19 protein-coding genes are annotated in these 19,163 nt (G+C 69.0%); 2 read left to right on the top strand and 17 right to left on the bottom strand.

The annotated features are described in order from the left end of the window. From ACGFYQ_RS08780 to ACGFYQ_RS08765, 4 genes are all read right to left on the bottom strand, one after another. Positions 1-464: DUF2637 domain-containing protein (locus tag ACGFYQ_RS08780; RefSeq protein WP_393741444.1), on the bottom strand; the 464-nt coding region annotated here is incomplete at its 3' end. 82 nt (positions 465-546) lie between these two features. Then, complete coding sequence (locus ACGFYQ_RS08775) at positions 547-1,239, bottom strand: WhiB family transcriptional regulator (RefSeq protein WP_240805157.1); 693 nt, start codon at positions 1,237-1,239, stop codon at positions 547-549. 63 nt (positions 1,240-1,302) lie between these two features. Continuing rightward, positions 1,303-2,058, bottom strand: coding sequence for an ATP-binding protein (locus tag ACGFYQ_RS08770; RefSeq protein WP_393741441.1), 756 nt, complete (start codon positions 2,056-2,058; stop codon positions 1,303-1,305). Then, positions 2,055-3,236 carry a hypothetical protein gene (locus ACGFYQ_RS08765; RefSeq protein ID WP_393741439.1) on the bottom strand — a complete coding sequence of 394 codons (1,182 nt, stop codon included), beginning with the start codon at positions 3,234-3,236 and terminating at the stop codon, positions 2,055-2,057. Before ACGFYQ_RS08765 ends, ACGFYQ_RS08770 begins: the two co-directional genes overlap by 4 nt. A gap of 989 nt (positions 3,237-4,225) precedes the next feature. On the opposite strand from ACGFYQ_RS08765, the gene ACGFYQ_RS08760 reads away from it, so the two are divergent. Together ACGFYQ_RS08760 and ACGFYQ_RS08755 are read left to right on the top strand one after the other, a co-directional pair. Further along, positions 4,226-5,572: a helix-turn-helix transcriptional regulator gene (locus ACGFYQ_RS08760; protein WP_393741437.1), complete on the top strand. Its 1,347-nt coding sequence runs from the start codon at positions 4,226-4,228 to the stop codon at positions 5,570-5,572. A 217-nt stretch (positions 5,573-5,789) separates the two neighbouring features. Continuing rightward, complete coding sequence (locus ACGFYQ_RS08755) at positions 5,790-6,215, top strand: acyl-CoA thioesterase (protein ID WP_393741435.1); 426 nt, start codon at positions 5,790-5,792, stop codon at positions 6,213-6,215. A gap of 10 nt (positions 6,216-6,225) precedes the next feature. Here ACGFYQ_RS08755 and ACGFYQ_RS08750 read toward each other — a convergent pair whose 3' ends face one another. The 13 genes from ACGFYQ_RS08750 to ACGFYQ_RS08690 all read right to left on the bottom strand — a co-directional run bounded on the left by ACGFYQ_RS08750 (position 6,226) and on the right by ACGFYQ_RS08690 (position 19,152). Further along, entirely contained in the window at positions 6,226-6,990 is a 765-nt protein-coding gene (locus tag ACGFYQ_RS08750; RefSeq protein ID WP_393741433.1) for a 3-deoxy-manno-octulosonate cytidylyltransferase, read from the bottom strand. 28 nt (positions 6,991-7,018) lie between these two features. Next, positions 7,019-8,140 (bottom strand): adenosylhomocysteinase, encoded by a 1,122-nt coding sequence (locus tag ACGFYQ_RS08745; RefSeq protein ID WP_393741431.1) that lies wholly within the window; start codon positions 8,138-8,140, stop codon positions 7,019-7,021. Positions 8,141-8,164: 24 nt separating this feature from the next. Next, positions 8,165-9,166, bottom strand: coding sequence for an NAD-dependent epimerase/dehydratase family protein (locus ACGFYQ_RS08740; RefSeq protein ID WP_393741428.1), 1,002 nt, complete (start codon positions 9,164-9,166; stop codon positions 8,165-8,167). A 32-nt stretch (positions 9,167-9,198) separates the two neighbouring features. Next, positions 9,199-10,035 carry a phosphotransferase gene (locus tag ACGFYQ_RS08735; protein WP_393741426.1) on the bottom strand — a complete coding sequence of 279 codons (837 nt, stop codon included), beginning with the start codon at positions 10,033-10,035 and terminating at the stop codon, positions 9,199-9,201. After that, on the bottom strand, positions 10,032-10,688 hold the full coding sequence (locus ACGFYQ_RS08730) for a histidine phosphatase family protein (protein ID WP_393741424.1): 657 nt from the start codon (positions 10,686-10,688) through the stop codon (positions 10,032-10,034). The genes ACGFYQ_RS08735 and ACGFYQ_RS08730 overlap by 4 nt, the downstream gene beginning before the upstream one ends. Further along, positions 10,685-11,443: a phosphotransferase gene (locus ACGFYQ_RS08725; protein WP_393741422.1), complete on the bottom strand. Its 759-nt coding sequence runs from the start codon at positions 11,441-11,443 to the stop codon at positions 10,685-10,687. Before ACGFYQ_RS08725 ends, ACGFYQ_RS08730 begins: the two co-directional genes overlap by 4 nt. Continuing rightward, positions 11,440-12,285, bottom strand: a complete 846-nt coding sequence (locus ACGFYQ_RS08720) for a class I SAM-dependent methyltransferase (RefSeq protein ID WP_393741420.1) — start codon at positions 12,283-12,285, stop codon at positions 11,440-11,442. Before ACGFYQ_RS08720 ends, ACGFYQ_RS08725 begins: the two co-directional genes overlap by 4 nt. 31 nt (positions 12,286-12,316) lie before the next feature. Further along, positions 12,317-12,829: a topology modulation protein gene (locus tag ACGFYQ_RS08715; RefSeq protein WP_393741418.1), complete on the bottom strand. Its 513-nt coding sequence runs from the start codon at positions 12,827-12,829 to the stop codon at positions 12,317-12,319. Positions 12,830-12,925: 96 nt separating this feature from the next. After that, positions 12,926-13,990 carry a hypothetical protein gene (locus ACGFYQ_RS08710; RefSeq protein WP_393741416.1) on the bottom strand — a complete coding sequence of 355 codons (1,065 nt, stop codon included), beginning with the start codon at positions 13,988-13,990 and terminating at the stop codon, positions 12,926-12,928. Next, on the bottom strand, positions 13,975-15,702 hold the full coding sequence (locus ACGFYQ_RS08705) for a carbamoyltransferase (protein ID WP_393741414.1): 1,728 nt from the start codon (positions 15,700-15,702) through the stop codon (positions 13,975-13,977). Before ACGFYQ_RS08705 ends, ACGFYQ_RS08710 begins: the two co-directional genes overlap by 16 nt. Continuing rightward, positions 15,702-16,658, bottom strand: coding sequence for a thymidylate synthase (locus ACGFYQ_RS08700; RefSeq protein WP_393741412.1), 957 nt, complete (start codon positions 16,656-16,658; stop codon positions 15,702-15,704). Before ACGFYQ_RS08700 ends, ACGFYQ_RS08705 begins: the two co-directional genes overlap by 1 nt. After that, the gene (locus tag ACGFYQ_RS08695) at positions 16,655-18,499 is read right to left on the bottom strand and encodes a hypothetical protein (protein WP_393741410.1); all 1,845 of its coding nucleotides are present in this window, start codon (positions 18,497-18,499) and stop codon (positions 16,655-16,657) included. Before ACGFYQ_RS08695 ends, ACGFYQ_RS08700 begins: the two co-directional genes overlap by 4 nt. Then, a complete protein-coding gene (locus ACGFYQ_RS08690; protein ID WP_393741408.1) occupies positions 18,496-19,152 on the bottom strand; it encodes an HAD family hydrolase in 657 nt (218 codons plus the stop codon). The genes ACGFYQ_RS08695 and ACGFYQ_RS08690 overlap by 4 nt, the downstream gene beginning before the upstream one ends. Between the last annotated feature and the right edge of the window lie 11 nt (positions 19,153-19,163).

Raw genomic sequence — 19,163 nt, 5'->3', positions numbered from 1 at the left:
CCGGCGGTCCCGCTCGGTCCGGGTCCGGTCCGGCTGGCCCGGACGGGCCTGGCGACGCGCTGCTGGATCTGCCTCATCAGGACTCCGAAGGCCAGCATCGCCCCGGTCGGTGGCACCGCCGCGACCAGGTAGTCCAGGAGCGGAACCGGTCCGGCGGTGGTGCCGTTGACGCCCGCCACGTTCAGGGCGATCGATCCGAGTGACCCGACAGCCGTCAGCCCGACCGCCCACCAGTCCGTCACCCTGCGAAGTCCGGCCCGCAGCATGAGCAGCTCGCCGGCAACGATGAACATGTCCAGCGTGGCGGGCCAGGCCCACTGCCGGATGGGTGAGCGGTCCAAGCCGTGTCGCCCGGCGACTTCGGCGAGGTGGGCGTAGGAGAGCCAGAACCCGGCGCCGGTCAGGACGATGATCACTGTCCCGGCAGCGATCAGGGCATATCGGTCGGCGGTCTCCTCGGTCAAGGGCTCCCTTTCTCCGGGCTCGCTGGGGGATGTGGTGTGCGTCCGCCGGTGGTGGGGCGGGCGGGAGGTAGCGCCGGGCAGTTCAGGCCGCCTTCTTCAGGGCGTTGATCAGTTCGTGCGTCTGGGCCTGGCGGGGCACCTGGCAAAACGTTTCCTCGGGGGTGGTCTCGCTGCCGGCCTCCTCGCCCTGGTCCGGGGTGCAGGCTTCTTCGCTGTCCGCGGCCGGGACCTTCCAGTACCGGTCGCGGTCGGCCACCGCGTGGCGGGCCTCGCGCAGGAGGTCGCGGGCGTGGTCGAGGTCGATGCGGAGGGCATAGGCCAGGCGTGGGGCGCTCCAGCCGCGGATGTAGGCGGCGCGGGTGACGGCGTCGCGCTCGGACGCGGTGAGGTGGACGTCGCGGCCCATGAGCGCGGCCCTGACCCGGGCGTAGTCGAGGCGCTTGGCGACCTTGGCGTGCCACGGCTTGCGCTCCGCCTCGGTCAGGCCGCCCCACATGCCCCAGCGGATGTCGTTGTCCAGGGCGTGCGTGAAGCAGTCCTGGCGTACGGGGCAGGCGCCGCAGAGCGTCTTGGCCTCGGCGATGGCGGCGTGGGCGCGCGGTGCGGAGAAGAACAGGCGGTCGGCCTCGTCGGGGGTGAGGTCGTGGCACTTCCCGCGGGCGTGCCACGAGATGTCGGCGATGCCGCGCAGTTCCGGGACGGGCTGGGTGGTGGTGATGTGGCGCATGGGATCGGTCTCCAGGGCATGCCGGTCGGCGGCGAGCGGGTGCGGCACGCGGCGGCGGGTGCCGGCGGACCGGCTCGCGGGCCGGGCGGTGGAATGTGGTGGGCGCGGCGGTCAGGCGGCGCGGAAGCGGCGGTCGGGGCCGTCGAGGTGGACCGGGGTGCACATGCCGGACAGGCGGCTCAGCACGCGGTCGCCGACCTTGTCCCGCAGCACCGGCTGGCCGGAAGCCACCCCCGGCATGCGGACCGGCGGCAGGTTCGAGGTGACGATCGTCGGCATCTGGTTCTGCGCCCGCCAGTTCAGCAGGCGGAAGGTGATCTCCTCGTTCCACTCGGACGCCTTCGCGGCACCGAGGTCGTCCAGGAGCAGCAGCGGTATCCGCACGATCCGCCGCAGCAGGTACTCCGGATCGGCGCCGCCCCGGGCCCGCATCTCGCCGTACAAGTCGGCGGCGGTCGTGGCGTACCAGCGCACCCCGCACCCGGCGGCCGTCAGGGAGCGGATCGCGGCGTACGCCTGGTGCGTCTTGCCGGCGCCGGTCGAGCCCCACAGCAGCAGGCTGCGGCCGTGGGTGATCTCCCGCTGCCCGGGCGTCCCCCAGTGCGGGATCAACGGGCTCGCCGCGTGGCCGACGGCGCTGTCGGCGATGGTGCGGACCCACTCGGCCACGGCGGGGTGCTCGACCTGGGCCTCGCGGTAGTCGCGCGGGATTCGCAGCTGAGCGGCCTCAAGAGCGGGGATCGCCTTCGGGGTGTCCGCGATGGGGGCGGTGGGGTCGATGCCGCGCTCGGCAAGCTTGCGCCGCATCCAGGCCATCGAAGCGTTGTCCGCGGTGGCCTGAGGGTCGGCGAGGCTGGTGCGGTTCACAGGGCGACTCCGAAAATGCCAGCGGGCTCAGTTGGGTTGAGGTACGGCGTGTAGGCGGGGGAGGCGCTGGCCCAGAGCCCCGCGCCGGAGGCGGAGGACGGGTTCGAGCTCGACGACGGCGCTGGCCCGGCGTTGAGGAGCTCGTTGACCAGACTCGGCAGGACGCTGGGGTTCAGCCCCTTGGCGCGAAGCCGCTCCAGCGCCGGCCTCAGGACGTCAGGGCCGTAGCCCTCGTCCAGCAGCGAGCGGATCTCCTTGCCCAGGTGCCCGAGGACCTTCTTCGGCGGACGTCCTCCGGGGCAGCCGCGCAGGTACTCGGCCATCAAGACCTTTGCCGACCACTCGGTCGCATCGGCCGCTTCCAGCACCGTTTCCGGCGGGGATCCGAGTGCGGGCGCCTCGCGCCCCCTACGGGAAGATCCAGGATCCAAGATCCTAGATCCAGACCGTGAATCCTCAGTGAATGTGGCGCCCGTCACGTCATCTTCTTGGGCTGCACGGCCCTGACCTGCGGATTCCTTTGCAGGGCTTGCGAGGGTCGGGCTCGGGGGCCATGTGGCCTCGATCTCACCCTCCCGGGTGAGAGTGGCGCCCGTCATGGTGTTGGTGGATGCGGGCGAATCGGACGGAACGGTTCGCGTGAGCGCTCCGTGAGCGGTCACGGAATCGCCACCGCCGATGGTGCCGACCGGCGCCTCGTGGGCTCCGGGGGGCGCCTGTCGGGCACTGGTCTCCACCCTGGTCTGGGCGTGGCACTGGGGACGGTCGCACTCGCCGCACGCCTTCGCCGCCTCGTGGGTCGTGCAGCGGGGCAGCCGGGACTCCGAAGCGCGATTGATCTTCTGGTGCCGATCCCAGGTCACTATGTGCAGCCAGGACTTGCCGTCGCAGCCGGTGTACCGGCACACCAGGCCGACCTCGGCCAACTGCTCCAGGTCGTGGGCGACGTGGGCTGGGGTGTGCTCCGGGCGCAGCGCCCACAGCCGACCGGCGATGACGGCCGGGTGGTCGCGGAACCGGCCGGAGTCGTCCGCCTGGGTTAGCAGCCCGAAGAACGTGAGCACCGCGGTGACATCGACGGCGGCAAGGTCCTCGGATTCGAAAGCCTCGGGCTTGATGGTTCGAATGCGTGCCATCAGGCATCGCCCCCGCGCCAGGAGCCCGGAAAGGGCGGGCAAGCGGTGTCTGCTGCACAGTCCGCGACGGCGGCCCGAAGGTCCGGCCTTTCGCGCAGGGGCGTGCCCATGCAAAACTCTCCCTGAGTGACGCCGCAGCCGGTTGTGCCCCGTAGGAAGGGCCGGCGCGGTGATGACGGGTCTCTCCGGCCGTTGCCTCGGCTGGAGATAGGACTCTTCGCGTCCGGCGCCCGGGAGTTGCCTCTCCCGGGCGCCGATTGCTTTACGAACTAGCCGCTTGGTGCCTCCTGCATGCGTTCCTTTCGCCGGTCACCGGGTTGCCTCCTGGTGGGGGACGACGAACATACGCAGATGCCCGCACAAGATCTATACCTGGCTCTACAACCCGTGAAAGGTTGTGCATGCCAGGCATTTTGTCGACTTGTCAGGGCGTGCAGGCGTGAGCCGTTGTGCGGCTGTGTCGCCCAGGCGCACTTCGGGCGCGACAAAAAGGATCTTCAAGAGAGCCCCCACGTTCATGAACCGGCAGGCTGGCGCTCTGTACCGGCTGGTCAGGTTTGGATTTAAGCCCGCAGGCAAAGGCTTCGTCAACGGCATCCCAATGGCGAATCCACGCGCGTAGATAAATGTTCGGGATGGGTGGAGGCGGCAGCGCTGCCCTGGTAAAGCCCTCCATTTTCAAGGGGGTTGGTTAGCTGGAGCCGGCCCGGTGGTGTGATCGTTTGCGGTGTGGGTGATCATTCCCTCCTTGCAAGAAAAACCGGCAAGGATTTGCCGCTTTCCTGATCATGGAAAAGCGCAGTGAGGGAATGTCCAGATTCGTCACGGAAGGTGGCCTGGTGGCGGCAGGTGTGGTTGCACGATTACGGACTGTCCTGTGGTCGGCGCCACAAAGGTACTGACCGGTACAACTTAGGCGTATCGTCTTTATGGGAGAGGCAAGGCCGGGGGCCAACATTCATGCTGCCCCCGTTTTTTCATGCCCTCAGGCAGGTGCTCCCGCGCAGGACACCGAGACAAGGAAGAGCCTCATGGTTGCTCAGGGGATAGTCCCCTTCGGCGATGACCACGCTGAGAACAAGGGCACACACGGCGGAGCAATCGCCGGTCAGTTCATGGGGTTCGGCGGCTGGCTGAAGAGGTGGCGCCAAGCGGCGGGGATCACCCAGTCTCCGGTTGCCAAGGCCCTCGGTATGGGGGTCCGGACCTACCGCAACGTGGAGAAGGGGGCTGTCCCGCCCCGGTTCACCAGGCCCCAGTGCGAGGCGCTCGCGGATCTGCTCGGGCTCGACAAGAGCGAGCGCCACGCCCTGCTGCTCTACAACATCGGCACCACGCTCGATGGTGACCCCCAGATCGATGCCAGTCCGGAGCTGCGCCGGGCGCTTCGCCTGCTGATCGACAGGCAGATGCCCTCGCCTACGTACCTGACTGACCGCAACTGGAACATCCTCGCGTACAACGCGGCGATGGCCGAGTGGTGGCCCTGGGTTATGGAGCCGCGCGCCAACCTCATGCGCTGGGCTCTGATGAGCCCGGAGGCCCGCACCCAGTACCACGACTGGGAAATGCACGCCGCGGCCTACATCCGTTTGTTGAAGTTCGCTCAGGCCACCCACAAGGACAACGTCGAGCTCGTCGACCTCATCGCAGAGGTTCGTCAGAACCCGGACGTCGAGCGGATCTGGCGCACCGAGGCCGATTTGGAGTCCGACAGGGATGGCCATGTCTTCCGCATGATCATTCCTGCCCTGGGCTGGGAGACTGTCGAAGTCGTCTCCCACGTCCTGTATCCGGCGTCGATGCCGCACTGCCGGTTCGTCGTGATCACCTGGGTCGAGGCCGAGTCCTCCGACGACGAGACCGACGCCCTGGGTGGCAAGCGCAACGCCTGGGCCCACGCTGAGCCCAGCACGGCCACTCCGCAGTCCTCTGCCCAGGCCGAAGCCGATGCGGCCCGCCGCCGAGCGGCCCGCGCGCTCACCGCCCGCATGGTTGTCGACAGCGCCGACGAAGCCGCAGCACTCGCCGGACCCGACGGCGTCCCACTCCCAGTACTCAGTGCGCTTGCCGGGCCGGAGTGTCAGCTCACCCTGTCGCCCGAGAACCACTCCGTGGTGTGGGCCATCCAGGAAGTCCCTGGGGAGTGGGGCATCACGCAGCTGGGTGCCGGGGCCGTTGTCGACCGTATCCACCAGCCGATCGTTGACCCCCAGGCCCGAGCGGAGCTGAAGCTGCTCCTGCGAGCCTCGCTGCCGGACTCCGACCAGGCGGCCATCAGCCGGCTCCATGGGCTACTGCCCCAGGTCGACCTCCGGGCCGCCCTCCTTCGCGAGATCTTCAACGACCTCCAAGAGGGCGAGCATCCTCACCGCTAGCTGGTGTGGATGGCCTTACGATCATCGGAAGTCACTTACCGTCACGATGGCTGCTCCCTCCGCAGGAGAGCTTGGCCGTCCGGCCCGCGGAGAGCGGTCCGGGCGGTCAGCGCCCCGAGAAGTGCTGAGAGCTCGACGAGGGAGCGCTCATCAATCCGCCTCGGGATCGGCTGGATGCCTGCAGGCCCGGCGGATCCCACCATGCCCAGGAGCCTCTGTGTCCCGACACATCTACGACTGCCCCGTACGCTGGTCCGACCTCGACGCGAACGGACATCTCAACAGCTCCCGCTACGGCGTCCTCCTGGAGGAGACCCGCATGCGCATGTTCAGCATGCTGGTCCCCAGTGACCCCGCCGAGCGCCTGGCCCGTAATTTCCTGCTGCGCGAGCAGACCATCCGATACCAGTACCCCCTGGAGACCTGGGAGACCCCGGTCCGCATCGAAGCCTGGGTGACCGACGTTAAGCGTGTTTCCCTGACCTTCCATTTCGAGGTCAAGGACGATGAGCGCGTCTACGCCACCGCGACCTCCGTCGTGGCCGGCTACGACTCCATCCGGGGTGGCATCCGGCGCTTCGAGCAGAACGAGCTCGACGTGTTCAACAGCTACGCCGACACCACCCAGGCCAGCGACAACTGACCGGCGCGTGCTACTGGCGTTGCCCCCGCGTGCGGCTACGAAGTAGCGCATGTGCCGTGGAGAGGTCCTCCGGAGTGTCGACGGCTAGACCATCGTTTGTTACGGCGAGCATCCGTACGCCGTGGCCGTGTTCGACTAGGCGCAGCATCTCCACGCTTTCGGCTCGCTCCAACGGGCCCTGGGGAAGTTGCCGGAACAAGCGGAGAGCCGTCCTCGTGAAGCCGTAGAGCCCGAGCTGCCGCAGGTACCTCGGACGGTCACCGCGCGGGTAGGGGATCGGTTGGCGGGAGAACATGAGGGCGTTGCCCTCGGCGCCGACGACGACCTTGACGACATTGTGGTCGAGTACCGCGCAGGCCTCGTCCAGCTCCGTGTACGCGTTCACTGCGAGCGTTCCAGGGGGCAGGCGTGTGAGGGCCTCGGAGACGGCGTCGATCGCTGTGGGGGAGACGAACGGCTCGTCGCCCTGGACGTTGATGTAGGCGTCGGCGGGCAGGCGTTCAGCGCACTCCGCGACGCGGTCGGTACCCGTGAGGTGGTTCGCGGTTCGCATGCAGTCGATTCCCAGTTCGCGGCATACCTCCTCGATGCGCTTGTCATCGGTTGCGACCACTGCGCTCTGAAGGCGTCGCGCCTCCACGCAGCGTTGGTGGACGTGCCACAGCAGCGGCTTGTTCCCGAGCTGTGCCAGGGGCTTTCCCGGGAACCGGGTGGATCCCCAGCGGCACGGGATGACGGCTATGTGGCGGTGGGGTGCGGTGCTCGGTGGCGGCACGGATGTGCTGGAGGACGGAGGCACGTGGTCACCTGTCGAAGTGGTCGAACCAGACCCTGGCGATGGCCTGGCGATCGGGCGTCGGCATCTCGTGTATGCCGAGTTGGAAGCGGTCTTGGCTGAGGGCCGCGGTGGCAGCAAGGATCTCGGCCTGAACCAGGTGGATATAGGTGCCGACTGCCGCGCCATGCACGAAGTTGACGGCGCCGCCGTCGGCCAGGACGTAGAAGTAGTGGCCCGTGATCTCGTACTGCGTCAGATGCTCGCCTACCGGGGTTCGCTGGTAGAGCCCATGGAGGCTGCCGAGTTCGAGTTCGTCCTCCGAGGACGTCACCGAGGCGAGGTACGCCCCGTTGCGCAGGGCGGTGAAGTCGCCTTGGCGGAGGGCCAGGTTGCCGGTGGCGCACAGGACGAGTTCTGCGTCCTGGAGCGCCTCGACAGTCGACGTGCTCGTGCGGAAGCCCTGGGAGTGCGCCTGCACTCTCCTGACCGGATCGGTGTCGTACACGGTGACGCGGGCGTCCTGCGCGCGTAGCGTCTGAGCGATGGCCCGGCCGATCTTGCCGAACCCGATCACACAGGCGTTCCGACTGGTCAGAACGTCGCCGCGAGCGCGTACGAGGGCGTCGGTCGAGAAGACGATGGACCGGCCCACGAGGTGGTCCTCGCAGTCCTTCAGCGGGGAGCGGGCCACCGAGACGACGGGGCAGGGCAGGTGGTCGAGTGCTGCGTACCTCCGGTGTCCGTTCTCGGTATCCTCAACGACGCCGAGGATGCGGCCGGAGAACTTCTCCACCAGGGTGTCAAGGCATGGTGCGAAGTAGCCCCCGATGTCCACCAGGATTACGCTTCTGCCGCTGACTGTGCTCTCCAGGTACTCCAACGCGCTGGTCGGGTCGGTGAACTGCTCTCGACTCAGGTCATCGACCGTGAAGTCACATCGGACCGCCTTCAGCGTCGGCTGGTCGATGGACCGTGGCTTGGGCAGGACAGCGCCGACCGTGGAGATCGCCGCCATCGCACGGAGGAACGCTGGCCGCTCAGAGAGCAGATGCGTGACGATCAGAGTGGTGACGTTCTCTGCGGCGGGGAAGCGTGTCGTGACCTGGCGGAAGAAGGCGTCCAGGCGGGCCTTCTCAGGACTTTCCACTGTGACGCCTCCCGGTCCTGCCCGTCATGCCGCGCGGCCGTATGTGGCGGGCTCGGCGGCCAGTGCCTGCATGTGGGCCCGCATCCCGTTGTGAATATCGACCTGGGGCTGCCAACCCAGAACCTCATGGGCGCGGCCGGGGTTGGCGCGGGTGGTGAGGACGTCGCCGCTGCGCGGGTTCTCCTGGTGAACTTGGACCTCGCGCCCGGCAAGGCTGTTCGCGATGTTGATCACGTCCAGCAGAGAGGCGCTCGAACCGCCCCCCACGTTGATCACTCCGCTGGCCGTCGGGATGGTGGCCGCGGCGATCGTGGCGGTCACCGCGTCGTCGATGTACGTGAAGTCCCGCCGCTGGTGACCGTCCCCGTACAAGCGAAGCGGTTTGCCGGTCAGGGCAGCCGTGAGGGCGCGGTGAGTGAACATGTCGGGGCGCTGCCGGGGGCCGTACACGGTGAAGTACCGCAGGGCGACGACGCTGGTGGGACAGTGAGCCTGGGTGGAGTGCGCGAGGCAGAGTTGCTCCTCGGCGAGCTTCGTGACCGCGTACGGGGAGGCCGGCTGGGGCCGGTCGGTCTCCACGCTCGCACCGCCGTCGGTGGGGCCGTAGACGCTGGAGGAGGAGGCCGCCACGAGCCGGGGAACGCCCATTCGGGTGACGGCGTCCATGACGCGGTGGGTCGCGAGGACGTTGGAGGCGAGGTACTCGCCGAACCTCGGTCCCCATGAGGGACGCACCCCGGGGATCCCAGCCAGGTGGAATACCGCGTTCGCGTCGACGAGAAGCGGATCGATCGCGCAACTGAGGAGGTCGGCGGTGACGTGCATGTACCCCGGAAGCCCCCGCAGGACGGAGAGGTTGGCTGCGGCCGTGCGGTCGGTGGCCGGGTCTCGCCGGTCGACGCCGACGACGACGGCGCCGGCCTGGACGAGGGCGTGCGCGAGGTGAGAGCCGATGAAGCCGGCGGCGCCGGTCACCACAGCCCGACGGGGGACAGCGGCGGTCGGGTGGGACAAGTGCTGTGACACAAGGTTCTCCAGGAATTCAGGGAAGGGGTGGCCTAGGTAAGACGGGCCAGAACCGTCCGGCCGTGGGTGCTGAGGGAGAGGTCGTTCTGCTCATGTCCGCGGACCAGGGAGGTGACGGCCTCGATCGCTCCGAAAGACTCGAGCAGCCGCTGTTCGGTGTCGTTCAGATGCCTTCCGTATCCGCTGAAGAACGCCGTCCGCAGGTGCGGTGCCGCCTGCCAGCGGCGGAACTCGAGCCGGGCGAAGTCGCGGATGCGTGCATCGCGGCGCATGTGCTCGAAGTCGCACAGTCCGAAGGCGTCGCCGAGGAGCCAGTTCCGCGGCTGATAGTCGAGGTGGCACACCGCGCTGTCCATGAGCGTGTTCGCCAGGACATCCGCGTGGTGGCTCAGTCGCTCGCGTTCGAGCGTGGAGATGAGGTCTGCGCGGTCCGCGCGAGCGGTCCAGTCACCCAGCCGCTGGGCGAGGTCCGTGCCGACAGCACCGGAGCGCGGTACGGAAGTGGCGTGGTGCAGCTTGCCCAGCACGCGCCCGGCCTCGTAGTGGGCACGCTCCTCATCGGGCGCTCCAGGTGCGACGGCATCCGCCCGTACCCCCGGGACAGCGGTGAGGAGCAGAGTGCATGTCCGGTCCTGACGGCCCACTACGTGGGGGACGTGGCCGGTCAGCAGGGATCCCCAGGTGAGATAGGCGTGCAGTTCCCGGACGTACCGGTCGCGTTCGCTGTGCTGCTTGGCGAAGAACCTGTTGCCGTCAGCGTCGACCAGGTGCAGGACGCGGTGTGGGAGCGTCGGCTCGTGCACGATCCGGACCGCCCCAAGCGCGCCCCGGGCCAGGTTCAGGCGCGGGTCGTCGAACTGTGTGATCACGCGGCGGCCCCGCGCGCTAAGGCGGCCAAGTGCTCGGTGTCGTTGTGGCGGTCGAGCATCCACCGCCTCTGTCCGAGCCGGTTGAGGTGGTGCTGCCAGCGGGTGATGGACCCGTGGGAGACCGTGAATCCGGCTGGGGACCCGAGAGGGATTCCCAGGAGCAGGGTGTGCGCGACGATCACTGTCTCGCCGTGCGCGGCAACCAGGACGCGCTGGCCCTCATGCTGGTCGCTGAATTCCTGCAGGAAGCGGCTGGCCCGCTCCAGGTAACCGTTCCACGTGTCGGATCCAGCAGCCCAGGGCCTGTCCGGGTGGGCGTGTGGCCCACCGTCGGCAGCGTCCTTCACCTCGGTCCAGGGCATGCCATCAGCGGCCCCGTGGGCTGGGCCGTCGAGACGATCGTCGGCGATCACGGGGATGCGAAGAGCCTGGCTGATGATCTCCCCGGTCTGACGCAGGCGAATGCGAGGGCCGGAGTACAGCGCGTCGAACGGCTTGTCGTGGTGCTCGGCGGCGAGGCGGAGCGAGACTCGCTCGACCTGCGCGTATCCGCGGTCGGTCAGCCCGGTGCAGGTGCGCGGGCCTCCCACCAGGCCGTCCAGGTTGCACTGGGCCTCGCCGTGGCGGATGAAGACGAGTTCGGTGGTGATCATGCGGAACCTCGGAGGGAAGGACGGGGCCAGAAATAGCGGTAGCCGTTGCGCCCCATGTAAGGAGCGGTCAGTACGGAGTGAAGGACGAGGAAGTCGTCCAGTCGTTCGCGGTCCGTGGTGCCGAGCCGGGTGGCGTGGCGTCCGGCAGCCTCGTTGTAGATGAGCAAGGCGCCGTCGATGGCTGGGGCCGGGAGGGGCCCGTACGTCAGGCTCAGCGTCAGGATCAGCTTCGCCAGGTCGTAACCCATCGGGGCGAGCGTGAGGTCGTCGGTGTCGACGGTGTAGATGCCGCCGGCGTCGGTGACGATGAAGTTCCGGGGATTGCTGTCTTTGTAGAAGGCAGTTGGTCCCTCGGCGGTCTTCTCCAGCAGCCCGAGCATTGCCTGAAGGGCGGCCGGGTCCGGCAGGTGGCCCTGCTCGAGTCTTCTCCGCAGGGCCGTCTCGCGGGGACCGATGTAGCTGTCGAATGCGGTGCCGTCGCGGAATCGGTGTGGGGTGTTCAGCGCGGCCGGTCGGAGGTCGCTGGTCCAGGCGGCTCCGTGGGCGTCGCCCAGCAGCGCGGCGAGGGACGGCAGGTCCTCGGGCCGGGCCGGGCGTCCGTCGATCCGCTCGTACGTCAGGCTGGTCGGCCCAACAACCGACAAAGCCGGCAGGCGCAACGGCCGTACGTGCTGGGCGAGCCAGGCGTGGTGGCGGACTGCCGAGGCTACCGCGCCAGGCGTCTCGTAGTGCTTGGTGAAATAGGCGATCCTCACTGCTGTCCTCCTCGCGTCTGGGCCACGACGAAGGTCACGAGGGACTTGGTGATGAGAGGAACGTCTCGCAGAACTTCGTGCAAGGTCGCCGCGAGGGCCCCCGCATTGCCGTACAGGCCGGGGGCCAGGTCGTACTTCGGGTTGGTGGCCAGGTACTCGGCCAGGTGGTCGTGGCCGTCAAAGGTGAAGCTGTGCTCCTCGTGCTCCACGACGAGCACTTCGAGCGACCCAGCGGCTACAGCGGCGAGGTTGCCGCTGTGCACCGAGATGTACAGGCTTTCGTGCTGCTCGGCTCGCCGGTCGAGGCCGGCGGCAGCGACCAACTGGTCCATCTCTCGATAGCTGTCGAGCCCCTTCGTGACGAAAACGGCCAGACCGCCGGGAGCGAGCGCCCGGTCGATCTCCGCGACAACCGCCTGCGGGCGCGGTGAGTGGTACAGGCAGAACGCGGCGACGACGATGTCGCACGACCCGGTGGGCACGGGGAGACGGTGGAAGTCACCCTGCATAAAGCTGATCGGGAGACCGGGCAGCCGCTGGGCGCGCTGGCGGGCGTGCTCGATCAGGGCCGGCGCGGCGTCGAGGCCGACCACGCGCCGGGGCTCGAGTTCCTCGGCGAGGGCCAGGCTGCTCGTGCCGCGACCGCAGCCCAGGTCCAGTACCAGGCCGAGACGGTCCGGTCGCTCGTGGTGGTGGCGCACCAGCCCGACGATCGTGTCCGGTACGGGCCTCCCGGAGGTCTTCGCCCGCATCAGGGCATTGGACCGGCCGGCCAGGCGCGAGGCGTGCCCGTACAACTCCGTCTGCCGCCCAGGGGCCAGGAAGGGGTTGGTGCCGCTCATGCCGCGCCCTCCGCTCGGGGGCGTGGAGTGCTCAGCGGTGCTCGGCGGCGACTTCCCGCAGCCAGCGGCGCGTCTGCCGCCGGTTGGACAGCAGCACCAAGTCGGCACGGCCCAAAGCGAACTCCTCGATCTTGGCCATCACGCGCGGGCGCATCTTGCGGCGGTACGTCGCCACGTACTTGATCACACCCCAGTGGATGCGGTTGTGCACGCCGTTGCCCTTGTGTCCGGCCCCGTGCCGGATCTGCCGGGAGAGGACCCCGTACAGCGCGGCCACGGTCGAGACGTCCATCAGGACCACCGTGTCGCATGCTTCGAGCCGGACCTGCAGCGTCGAGTTGTAGTTCCCGTCGATCACCCACCTCGGCTGTGCGACCAGCTCCTGCTGCAGGGCGGTGAACTTCTCCGTCGGCAGCTCGTTCCACTCGTCGTCGTAGTACGCGGCGTCCAGGTGGGTGACCGGGGCGTCGAGAATCCTGGCCAGCTCGCGTGCCAGGTACGACTTGCCGCTGCCCCCGCAGCCGACGATGGCGACCTTCTTCATGGTGCTCCAGCGTAGAGGTGCGCGGGTGCCCGGTCGTACCCGCCATTCGAAGTGGTTCGGCGATTCCAGACGCCATGGTCTGGGAGGTCAGCTGCGTCATGCCGCTCCCCGTTCCACCAAGACGGGGCCGGCGGTCGTGGCCAGGACGGCTTCCAAGGCGTCGGCCTGCCGACTCAGGCGGAACAGGTTCAGGCGGTCCAGGCAAGCCGCGATCAGGTCCGCGTGCTGCTGGGTGCCGGCGATTCGCTGGAAGTGGTTCAGCCGCTCGATCACCTCGCTACCGGAACTGACGATCAGCTCCTCGGGCACGAAGCGGGCAGCGTGAAGGATGTCGGCAGGGGCGAGCGGGAGGCAGCCGGCGAGCACGGCCTCGAAGATCCGCTGCGTCATCTGCCCGACGGCGGCGTACCTCTCCGGCAGCATGAGCACCGTCGCCAGGGACCTGCCGTACACGGCGTGGACCGCCTCGAACGGCAGCCTGCCGAGGAACCGGACGTGGGGCCAGCGGCTGTTCTTGGTCCACTTGCCCCCGACCAGGTGGTTGAACCGGGCGGCGGCCGGCGCGAAGAAGCGGTCGAAGTGCTCGTCCCGGTCGTACTGGTTACCGACGTACCCGAGGACGAGGTCCCGAGGCTTCCGGGCGAGGGCGACCGGATCCGCCGAGGTGAGGAGCTGGTCGTCGACCGGGAAGAGCAGGCGGTGGGCGCCCGGTGTCGGTTCGAGAGCGGCCTCGCACACGCTGGTCTGATCGGCGCGCCGCAAGACGCTGTCCAGCGGGAGCTGGCGGTCCTTATCCCAGACCACGGTGGGCGTCTTCTTACGCACGGTGTACCGGTCGACCAGGTCGGCCTGGCGGTGCAGGTCGCAGGTATGACCCTCAGTGCCGCACGGGGTGGTGTTGCGCCCGTTGATCCCCCAGCGCCACTCCAGGAACAGGACATCGATGTCCGGGCTGCCGCCGTCGAAGGTGTAGGCATACTCCAGGTCATCGCCGGCCTCGAGCAGGTCGCGGTTGGCTTGGAGAAAAACGATCTCGTGGCCCCGGGCGATGAGAGCGTCGATCAGTGGGCGGCGGTGGCTTCGTCCCCCGTCCGGCGTGTCGGTGATCCCGTTGCCGAGGAAACCCCAGAAGCTGTATCCGATCTTCACTTGGTGATCCACCGGCCTTCCAGAAGCAGGGCATCCAGCCCGGAGTTGGCCAGGCAGTCCAGCGCCATCTCCGGTGTCCCGCAGATCGGCTTGCCCTTGACGTTGAGCGAGGTGTTGATCAGCACAGGTACCCCGGTGAGACGCGCGAAGGCGCTCAGCACGTCGTGCATGAACACGTTCTGGGTCCGGGAGACGGTCTGCAGCCGGGATGTTCCGTTGGCGTGCACGATGGCCGGTACACGTTCGCGCGCCTTGTCGGTCACGCCGGACGCCATCGACATGTACGGGGCCTCCTGACCGAGGGTGAAGAACTCCCCGGCACGTTCGGCCAGGACCATGGGGGCGAAGGGGCGGAACGGCTCCCGGAATTTCACGGTGGCGTTCAAGCGCTCGACGACCCCTGGCTCCAGGGGGGACGCCAAGATCGAACGGTTCCCCAGGGCGCGGGGGCCCGCCTCGACCTGGCCCTGGAAGAGCCCGACGATCATTCCGTGGGCGAGCTGGTCGGCGAGGAAATCGGCAGTCTCGAGGCCCAGCGTCTTCTGCTGGAGATCAGGCCACGGCGTGAGGTCGAGGGCCTGGTCCTGGAACGACGGTCCCAGGTAGCAGGCCCGGGCGACGCCGGACACGGGCCGCCGCCCGCGGCTGCCCGTGTGCACGGCGATGGCGGCTCCGATCGCGGTGCCGGCGTCGCCCGGGGCGGGCGGGACGAACACCTCGTCGAAGATGCTCTCCTCGATGATCCGGCCGACGCTCACGCAGTTCGTGGCGACTCCACCGCCTACACACAGACGGCGCGATCTGGTGATCACCCGCGCCCGGCGGGCCAGGTGCACCATCACCTGCTCGGTGCGCTCCTGGAGGGCCGCGGCCAGATCTCTGTGGACGTCTTGGAGCGGCTCGCTCGGGTGACGCTCGGGGCACGTTTCGGTGATGAAATGGCGGGAGGTCCGCGGATAGCCCGAAGTCAGTACGCGGGGCGGGAAGTACCCGGGATCGACCATGAATCCCGTCGGCGTGGTGCGCACAGCCCGGGCGAACAGATGCCGGAACCGCTCCGGGTCGCCGAGGGCGGCGAGCGCCATCACGGTGCCCTCCTCGTCGCCCCGGCGCCACCCGAGGTGCTCGGTGACCGCGCCGTACACGTAGCCCAGCGAGGCGGGGTCGTTGATCGCCTCCAGGGTCCGGGCGGAGGGATGGAGCGCGTCTTGCCCGCGGGCGATGGTCGTGGTCTGGCGCTCGCCGAGGCTGTCGACAACGAGCACGGCGGACTCGTTCCACCCGGAAGCGGCGAAGGCCGCAAGCTGGTGCGCCTGGTGGTGCAGGACAGGGATGACGCGGGCGGAGGGGAACCGCCGACCGAGCGCGCGTGTGCGCTGTTGGGTTCGCAGCGTTACCTTGGCGAAGCCGCGAGCCCTCGCCAGGGTCCGGTCGCGCGTGGCCGGCGACAGAGCCAGCCGCAGGGCCGCCAGCGACTCGGCGAGGTAGCGGGCGGGCTGGAAGTTGTAGGCCACGGCGTCGATGTCGGCGGCGGTGAGTCCCGCCTCTTCCAGCAGCCACTCGACAGCGTGGTGGGGGTAGTCCTTGGTGTGCTTCTGCTGGGAGAGCCGCTCCTCCTCGACGAAGCCGATCAGCTCCCCGTCCACGAGTAGGGCGGCGGAGGAGTCGTGCGTGAAGGAGCACATGCCGAGGACGACCGAGGGCGCGCGGTTCGTGGCCGCCATCACCGCGTCCCCGCCGACTCGAGCGTGGTGGAGGTGCGGGCACGGTGGTTCAGCTCGCCGTACCAGGCGGTCAGCGCCTCGCCCAGCGGGCCGTCGATCGTGTCGGCGATCCGCCACGCCTGGTCGCGGGAGCCCTCCTTCCACAGGCGGTAGCTGTGGAGTGTGGCTGCCATCGTGTCCCAGCCCGGGTGGCCGGTCACGTCCCCCGCCACGATCTGGTCGAGGAGGCCGTCGAAGCCCCGCCATGGAGTGGTGAGGTCCGGCATGATCGAGCTTGCGGTGACCGAGGTCAGCTGCTCGGCCTGGTCCAGGTGGTCCTCGTAGATGTGCAGCGATCCCACGTGGTGGTGGAACTCACCCAGTTCAGCGCCGAGCCAGCCCGCGACCAGTTCGTGCAGCACGGTGTAGAAGAACAGGTCGTACGGCATGCCGATCCACACGTCCTGACCACGCATCGTGGTCGACATGTGCAGGCGGCCGGCACGCAGGTAGAAGCGAAAGCCCAGGGTGCAGGGCACGTCCTTGTGCCCGGCGGCATCCTTGGCCGGGTCGTAGAGCTGGATCAGCGCCCGGCGGGAGTCGGGGTCCTCCTTCAGGATCTCGACGACGCGCCTCAGCTGGTCCACGCTGCCCGCCCAGTTCCGCATCCGCGGTCCATACGCGCCCCGCAGGACACCATCGTCGGCGTACTGCCGCAGACGCGCGTTGTAGTGGAAGATCCACGGGGCGTCCGAGCCGGAGAGGTGCCACACGGTCTCCGCCACGGCGAACGCCGCGTTGATGACACGCACCGGCGGCGCGGACAGCAGGCGGGCCCGCGGCTCGGTCAGCCGAATATGGACGTCGAAGACCTCGCGGGTCGCCATGCCGCGCGGGCTGACCCTCTCGCCGCTTTTGGCCAGGGCGACAGCGCCGACGAAGAGCTCGGCGACGCTGTCGGCGGTCAGGTGTGTCATCGGGCAGTTGCTCCTTCGCCTAGCGGCAGTACGGACTCGGTGCTGCGGGCATCGTGGTGGGAGTGCGTGGAATGGCCGTCTTCGCGGCGGGTGATGAGGCGCGCGACCTGGGCGGCGCTGTCGCCGCGCCACCGGCACACCGTGTCCGTCGCGGTCGGGACTTCAGGCGGGCGCGTTCCGCACAACGCGGCGAGGGCATCGGCGACGTCATTGGAGGTGCTGCACCGCCGTGCAAGGCCGTGTTCGGAGAGTCCGAGCGTGTGCTCGCCGGGCGATCCGATTTCGAGCACCGGAACGCCCACCAGGGTGGCTTCGATGCCGCACGTCGAATAGGCGCTCGCCAGGGCATCGGCACCGGCGAGGCAGCCGCGAGCGCCGACCCGGGGATCAGCGACGGCGACGAGTGGCCGACCGTCCCGTTCGAGCAGGGGGGCGAAGGCGTCCGCGCCCTGCGCAGGGTGCGGCGCGATGACGAGGCCCCAGCTGCCGCCGGCCTTCCGGAGGCCGTCCAGAAGGAGATCCGCCTGCGCTTTGAGCCGGTCAGGTCCGAAGGGCTGGCAGGCCCACACGACGATACGGCTAGGTGCTGGGCCAACGGCGGGTGCCAGGAGTGTCTCCAGATAGCGCCGCTGGGCCCGGTTGTCGAGCTCGGCGAGCGCATCGAAGCGGGGCTGGCCCAGGACGTGGACTTCGGCATCAGGGTGGCGGGCCCACGCTCTGGCGAGAGGGAGATCCCGTTCGCCCATGACGACGATGTCCCGGCTGTGCAGCGCGGGCCATGTGACCGAATGGGCCGTCCAGGCCCCGTGCTGAACGTGCACGGTGTTCGCCCCATGGCGTTCTGCCGCATGGACGGCCAACGCGCCAAGTGGGCTGGTGTCGTTGCTCACGAGGACGGTGTGCGGCCGGGTTGCGGCGAGTACGCCGTCCAGCCAAGTCTCCGTCTGGATCACGGAGCGCCACGAGGGCTGGGTGCACCCGCCGCTGGTCTCCAGTAGTACGGACACGAGACGGACCAGACGGGCCAGCTGCACCTCGTGCTCATCCACCTGGACGACGCGGCCGTCGTCCGGCGCCCGCAGACCGGCCACAGGGCCTGAGAGGTCGAAGAGACTGGTCGGGGGCAAGCACAGGTTCACCCCCGCGACGTTCGGAGCCGGGCACCGCTCCGCCGGGTGGGTGGCCAGGTCCACCACGAGGTTCGGGGACCCCTCTCGGGCCAGTTCCCCCAGCACCGGCAGAAGAGTGTCGGCGTGACGGGAGGACCACGACAGCGCCACCACCTCGCTCCGCGGCAGCTCCGAGGGAGCCGGGCCCGGTGCCGCTACGGCTACTGGGCGCTGGGGGAGGTCGCGTAACTGAGAGGAACGGCGGGGGTTGTGGGGGGCCGCGGCTCCGAGCAGGTAGGCGATGCCCGACCAAGTGACCGTGTACGCCCGGTACTCGCGGGAGCTGCTCGACCGCAGCCCGACGAGTCCTTCGTGCGGCGCCGGCCTCAGCGGCCCGGGGGCCTTCGCGAACGGCTCCCAGGCGCTGAGCGCGGCGAGCTTCCGGACGACCTGCGCGACCAGGCGCCGCGCCGGCACGTGCTGGACGTACGTCCACCCCGCGCCCCCTGGCGTCCTGGCGAAGTCAGCGCCGTACGACTCGAGCGACTCCATCACCTCGTCCACCCGTGCTCCGGCTGATGCCGGTTCGATGGGCAAGACCTCCAGCTCGGCCGTGGTGATCCGGTCGGACTTCGTGGTCGCGAAAGCGCCTTCGCCGACGAGTGCCCACAGGGGCTTGCCACCTGACTCTGCCCGGGCGATGCCGAGGGCCGTGCGCTTGGGCGGCGTCATACCGGGCTGCCTTCGAGGAGCGGCCCGGTGTCCATGCGACGCAGCAGGTCCTTAGGGGATTCGGCGACGACGGGGGCCGGGCGGCGCGGGGCGCCGTAGCCCCAGGCCGCGTGCACGTAGGGGACGCCGGCACGGCGCGCGGCCTCCTGGTCGACCGCCATGTCGCCGACGTACAGCGCATCGGCCGGGTCCGCGCCGAGGTCGATGAGGGCGAGCAGGATCGGATCCGGCGCGGGTTTGCCCCGGCCCACCCCGTTCGGAGTGCGCACCGTGGCGAACGGGACGCCGAGCTGGGCCAAGAGAGGGGCAGCTCGGTCCAACGGCTTCGAGGTGACGATGCCCAGCCGCCACTCGGCAGAGGCGAAAGCGTGCAGGACTTCCGCGACGCCGTCGAACTGTCGGGCGAGATGGGACGCGGCCGTCGACGCCTGGGAGTACGTCTGGTGAATCGCCTCGGCGTCTGCGAGCCCGAGCTGGTCCATGATGTCTGCGAAGGGCCGACCCAGGTGACGCTCGTACATCTCGAAGGGCACGTTGAGGCCGTGGTCCTTCTGGACCTGGTGCCAGGCTCTCTCCATGACGGGGCGGGTGTCGACGAGTACGCCGTCCAGGTCGAGCAGGAGCACGCGCAGGGGCGTGAGCCGCGATGACATGAGTGATCTCC

The sequence above is a fragment of the Streptomyces sp. NPDC048258 genome, assembly GCF_043201995.1.
GTDB lineage: Bacteria > Actinomycetota > Actinomycetes > Streptomycetales > Streptomycetaceae > Streptomyces.
This window is presented reverse-complemented; position numbering and strand designations above follow the sequence as displayed.